3 protein-coding genes and 1 pseudogene are annotated in these 5,148 nt (G+C 49.5%); all 4 read left to right on the top strand.

Features of this window, described 5'->3' with window-relative positions:
- The first annotated feature begins 553 nt into the window (after positions 1-553).
- The 4 genes and pseudogenes from Q2J39_RS10465 to Q2J39_RS10450 all read left to right on the top strand — a co-directional run bounded on the left by Q2J39_RS10465 (position 554) and on the right by Q2J39_RS10450 (position 5,093).
- Positions 554-1,876, top strand: coding sequence for a DEAD/DEAH box helicase (locus tag Q2J39_RS10465; protein WP_288340625.1), 1,323 nt, complete (start codon positions 554-556; stop codon positions 1,874-1,876).
- 22 nt (positions 1,877-1,898) lie between these two features.
- A complete protein-coding gene (locus Q2J39_RS10460; RefSeq protein ID WP_288340627.1) occupies positions 1,899-2,615 on the top strand; it encodes an SWIM zinc finger family protein in 717 nt (238 codons plus the stop codon).
- 380 nt (positions 2,616-2,995) lie between these two features.
- Positions 2,996-4,238: pseudogene (locus tag Q2J39_RS10455) on the top strand (L-serine ammonia-lyase, iron-sulfur-dependent, subunit alpha).
- 51 nt (positions 4,239-4,289) lie between these two features.
- Entirely contained in the window at positions 4,290-5,093 is an 804-nt protein-coding gene (locus Q2J39_RS10450) for a hypothetical protein (protein WP_288340629.1), read from the top strand.
- Positions 5,094-5,148 lie beyond the last annotated feature (55 nt).

Raw genomic sequence — 5,148 nt, 5'->3', positions numbered from 1 at the left:
CAGTTTTCAAATCCGATTTTCGCTTTTTTGGACCAGTTTTAAACTACAAAAAACACCAATGCCATTCGGTTTTCCGGATAAAACAATGATTTGAACCTAACCTGTCTCAGAAGTCGTACCTTCTTCACGGTGATATCACGGTGACGTTATCTTATTTGGATAGTATATCTTGTCTTTTGAAAAATTTGGCGCACTTAAAAAGAGCTGCTGTTCAGTATCTCCAAAACAATCTTAGTTGTATAAGAAAATTATCTACATTATTCGGTGCTGATTTGAGTCCGGTTTTCTTTGAGTATGCCGATCAAAATACCTGCCTTCTTTGACCTGCGATTTATGCTTCCAGATCTGCCTGAGCAGATATTCTTCATCCAGGAACTCGTAATTAAAGAACTTTCTAAGAAGCTCAAAGGCGAACTTCCGGTTGAGGACCGTTTTCCGTTTTGGCTGTTTCCTGGGAGCGGGTTGATGAATCTCGCAATAGGTGACGCCTGCGCTGCAGAGATTACAAAAGGTCAGACGAGCCCAGATCTCCTGCTTAACCGCATCCATCTTTATGGGTCTTGGAAAAACGGTACAGACCCTGGCATGGCTGGAAAAAGAGCATCAGAAAGATCCGGAAAAGAAAGCGCTTCTGGTGGTACCGGCTTCGCTCATTGCTAACTGGCGAAAAGAAGCATCGCAGTTTACTCCCGATCTGAGCGTGGGAATTCTTCATGGCAAAAAAGCCGTAGATGCCTTTAAAACGTCTGACAAAGTGGATCTCCCGTTTCTGAATCTGACCACGTACGGCATAGTTTCTCGTCTGGACGCCTTAAAAGACATTCACTGGGATTTCTTAGTCCTCGATGAAGCGCAGGCAATCAAGAATCCCAAAACCAGACAGACATCTTCCGTCAAAGGTCTGCAGGCCCATATGCGTCTGGCGATGACCGGTACGCCGATCGAAAACGATCTGATCAACCTCTGGTCGATCTTTGATTTCCTCAATCGAGGCGTCCTGGGAACACAGAAAGAGTTTGCGAACTTTATTCAACAGGGGCAGGCATCCGAGTCGGACTATCTTGGAAAGCTGCAGAAAACCATTTCTCCCTTTTTGCTGCGCCGGCTCAAAAGCGATAAGCGCATCATCAGCGATCTGCCCGATAAAATCGAACAGAACGATTACATTGAGCTAAGCGAGTCTCAGATCGTTCTTTACAAAAAGATCGTCTCGGAGCTGGCTGAAAAACAGGCACAGTCTATGAACGGCGAAATCGACAGCCATGCCAGCATTGAGCACAAGGGACTTGTCCTTTCTACCCTGAGCAAGCTGAAGCAGGTATGCAATCACCCGGATCAGTATCTCGGAGATACGGCGTATGTGCCCTCTGAATCGGGCAAATTCAAAATGCTCGCCGAGCTCTGTGAACCAATTGCCCAGAATCATGAATCCGTTCTTATCTTTACACAGTACCGGGAAATGACCGAGCATCTGGCCAAATTTCTGGAAACGATCTTCGGAGCGAAAGGATTTATCATTCATGGGCAGACTCCAATCAAGAAAAGGCAGAAGATTGTGGATGTGTTTAACCGGCAGGAAACGTATATTCCATTTGTCGTACTGTCTTTAAAGGCTGCCGGTACCGGTCTGAATCTGACGCAGGCCAGCCATGTCATTCACTTTGACCGCTGGTGGAACCCGGCTGTAGAAAACCAGGCGACAGACCGCGCCTATCGAATTGGCCAGAAGAAAAATGTCATCGTTCATAAATTTGTCTGCTCCAATACGATTGAAGAAAAGATCCATGAGATGATCGAATCGAAGCAGAAACTCCCGATGATGCAGTCGGTACGTCTGCAGAAAGCTGGCTGGCCACGCTTTCCGATGAAGATCTGATCGAAGCCATGAGGATACGCTTATGAGTTACTGGGGATACAGCAGTTACGTTTCCGTCGACGAACAGATGCGGATGGCGGAAGCCTACATTCAAAAAGCTAGAAAAAAGGGAACCTTGATCGATCCGGTCATCGCAGACGATTCCAGAAGAAAAATCTGCTCCACCTGGTGGGGCGATGCCTGGTGCCGCAATCTCGAACGCTATTCGGATTTTTCCAACCGCCTGCCAAGAGGAAGACGGTATGTGAAAAACGGCTTCGTTCTGGACCTTCAGATTCAAAAGGGTGTGATCGAAGGGCTTGTACAGGGCACCGCCCGCAAACCGTATAATGTCGTTGTACACATTGATCCGTTGCATCTCAATGTGGCAGCCAGAATCCAGGAGCGCTGTGAATTTGGAATTTCTTCACTGGACGCGCTGGTCAACGGCCAGTTCCCAAAAGACCTGCAGGATCTGTTCGCATCCAAAGAAGGCCTGTTTCCGGGTCCGCACGAAATTCATTTTGACTGCTCATGCCCGGACGGCGCTTCCATGTGCAAGCATGTGGCGGCCGTAATGTATGGAACCGCTCTGCGCCTGGAAGAAAGGCCTCTGCTGCTGTTTGAACTGGGCGGCATCGATCCGCAGTCTCTCGTGGAAAAGGCGATCGAAAACCGGCTGGAACAGATGCTGAAAAATGCAGATCGTCCCTCATCGCGAATTCTTACGGAGAATGTCGGAGACCTGTTTGGAATTTAAACCAAACTATTCCAATGTGCCAGAGGACTCAAACCGCTCATTTTTGAAATTTCATCCCGCCTGAAAGCCTTTTACCGAGGCTCTCTTTTCATTTTTTCCGGCGTTCTGACAAAACAGATCCACTTCCTCTGTACAGAAGAAGCCAGAATGATCTGTCCTTAAGAATATTCGGCCGATTCGCCTGCTTTCCCATCCCGAAAAATTCTTTTCCTGCAGGCTTCAATCTGTCGGGGAGACAGGAACATCGTTTCGATTCTGTTCTCCGATTCTGTACAATAGAGACGCAGACTTACTTCTTAAAGTATCCGGACAGATTTATAACTGGAACGGACTTACGATAGGAATGAATTATTTTTTTGCTCTGAAAGAGAGGCTTTACCATGCAAACCATCTGTGAACTGTTTAAGATCGGCCCCGGCCCTTCCAGCTCGCACACCTTCGGTCCAATGCGGGCCGCCAGGGACATTCTTGAATCCGCACCCGATGCCGCCGCTTTTGACATCACCCTTTACGGTTCTCTTGCCCTGACAGGAAAAGGGCACCTGACGGATGCAATTTTAAAAAAAGACGCTCCGCGGAAAAAAAATCGATATTCACTTCGACATCAAGACCCCGCAGGCTCACCCCAATACCATGGTCATCAAGGCAATCCGTCCGGACGGATCCACTCTGGAAAAAACGTACGTCTCCATTGGCGGCGGCAAGCTGATGATTGACGGCAAGCAGCCGGAAAGCGCGAAGGATATTTACCCCCATACCACGCTCGATGACATTCAGCACTACTGCAAGAAGAAATACATGCGTCTCGATGAATACGTGACCGAAGTGGAAGGCAAGGACATCGATGCCTACATGCAGAAAATTTACAAGGCGATGATCAAATCCGTAAAGGAAGGTCTGTCCAAAACCGGTACCCTTCCCGGCAAGCTTCATCTCGACCGCGTTGCCTACGCCCTGTACGAATCCGCGAAAACGTGCGACACAGAAGCCGACCGCGATGCGCTTCTTATACAGAGCTACGCGTATGCGGCAGCCGAGCAGAACGCGTCGGGCGGAACCGTCGTTACCGCTCCGACTATGGGATCGGCCGGCGTCCTTCCTGCCCTGGTCTATCACTATTCCATCGATCTGGGCATGCCGAAAAAATCCATTCTCAACGGTTTGAAAGTGGCTGCGCTGATCGGAAACCTCATTCAGGAAAACGCTACGATTTCCGGAGCGAAAGCCGGCTGTCAGGCTGAAGTCGGTGCCGCCTGTGCCATGGGCGCTGCGTTTGTCGCTTCCCTGTTCCGCTTGAGCAATGAACAGATCGAATCCGCCGCAGAAATGGGACTGGAACACCATCTGGGTCTGACCTGCGACCCGGTTATGGGCTACGTCATGATCCCCTGCATTGAGCGAAACGCCGTCGCGTCCACACGCGCCGTCGATGCGGCTCGACTCGCCAAGTATCTGCGCAACGTGAAGAAAAACCGTGTTTCCTTTGACATGGTCGTCAAAACGATGAACCTGACCGGCAAAAAGCTGCCGATGGAACTGAAGGAAACGTCTCTGGATGGTCTGGCCGTTGTCGTCATGGAAAACGCAAAAGATCAGGCCAAGGACAAAACAGCGGCCCAGTAATTTATTACCGCATTCCCCGGTTTTCAGAACAAGACGAGGAGGAATCGGCCGATGAGTCACGATACGCTTTCTCAAAACCCATCCGAAGGATTGACCAGGTCGGGGGCTCCTGCTGTTCGCTTCTATACTGCGAGCCTGGATTCCCGAACTCTCACGCTGGCTGTTCACGGCAAGCGTCCGCTGCCGCTTCTCATTCTGAACAGCGAGCAGCAGACGGAAAGCTTTTATGAAGCCTTGTTTAAGGCCTGTCATCGAAAAGGGGCCAAAGCGTTCAACCTGCTGGTGATTTCCGGATTTGACTGGAACGCCGATCTTTCTCCATGGTTTGAACGCATTACGCTTCATGGAACCGATTCTGTTTTCAACGGGCGTGCAGAAGACTATCTGAACTGGATTGAAAGCCGCGTTCTTCTCTGGTCCAAATCGATTTTGACGTATGAAATCCCCTGGACTGGGCTGATCGGCTATTCCATGGCCGGTCTGTTCGCTCTGTATGGAGCTCTCTCCAGTTCGTGTTTTGACTGTACAGCCAGCGTATCCGGTTCTCTCTGGTATCCCGAACTGACAGAATGGATCCAGAATCAGGAGATTCCCTCGTCCTTAGAGGCGCTGTACTTTTCTATTGGGACAAAAGAATCCAGAACTTCCGATCCGTATTTGAAGACAACCGAGTCGATCACCCGCGATTTGTCCAAATACTTTTCACAGGCTGGTCTGAACTGTGCGTTCGAAGAAAATCCAGGCAATCACTTTTACCAGCCCGACGAGCGGCTAGCCAAATCCATCGCGTGGCTGACGCACGCGATGGATTCCGTCGTTAAGAATTCCAAAGAAACATCAAAAAGCCAGGTCTGACTGTAAGTGTCAAACAATCGACGGGTATACGCGAGACTGAATATTAGATACGCTA

Source organism: uncultured Allobaculum sp. (assembly GCF_948576815.1).
Taxonomy (GTDB): Bacteria; Bacillota_I; Bacilli_A; order Erysipelotrichales; family Erysipelotrichaceae; genus Allobaculum; species Allobaculum fili.
This window is presented reverse-complemented; position numbering and strand designations above follow the sequence as displayed.

Excerpts from the sequence above, each read along its gene's own strand:
- Q2J39_RS10450 (WP_288340629.1), top strand. The coding sequence starts at position 4,290 with ATGAGTCACGATACGCTTTCTCAAAACCCATCCGAAGGATTGACCAGG.
- Q2J39_RS10460 (WP_288340627.1), top strand. The coding sequence starts at position 1,899 with ATGAGTTACTGGGGATACAGCAGTTACGTTTCCGTCGACGAACAGATG.
- Q2J39_RS10465 (WP_288340625.1), top strand. The coding sequence starts at position 554 with ATGGGTCTTGGAAAAACGGTACAGACCCTGGCATGGCTGGAAAAAGAG.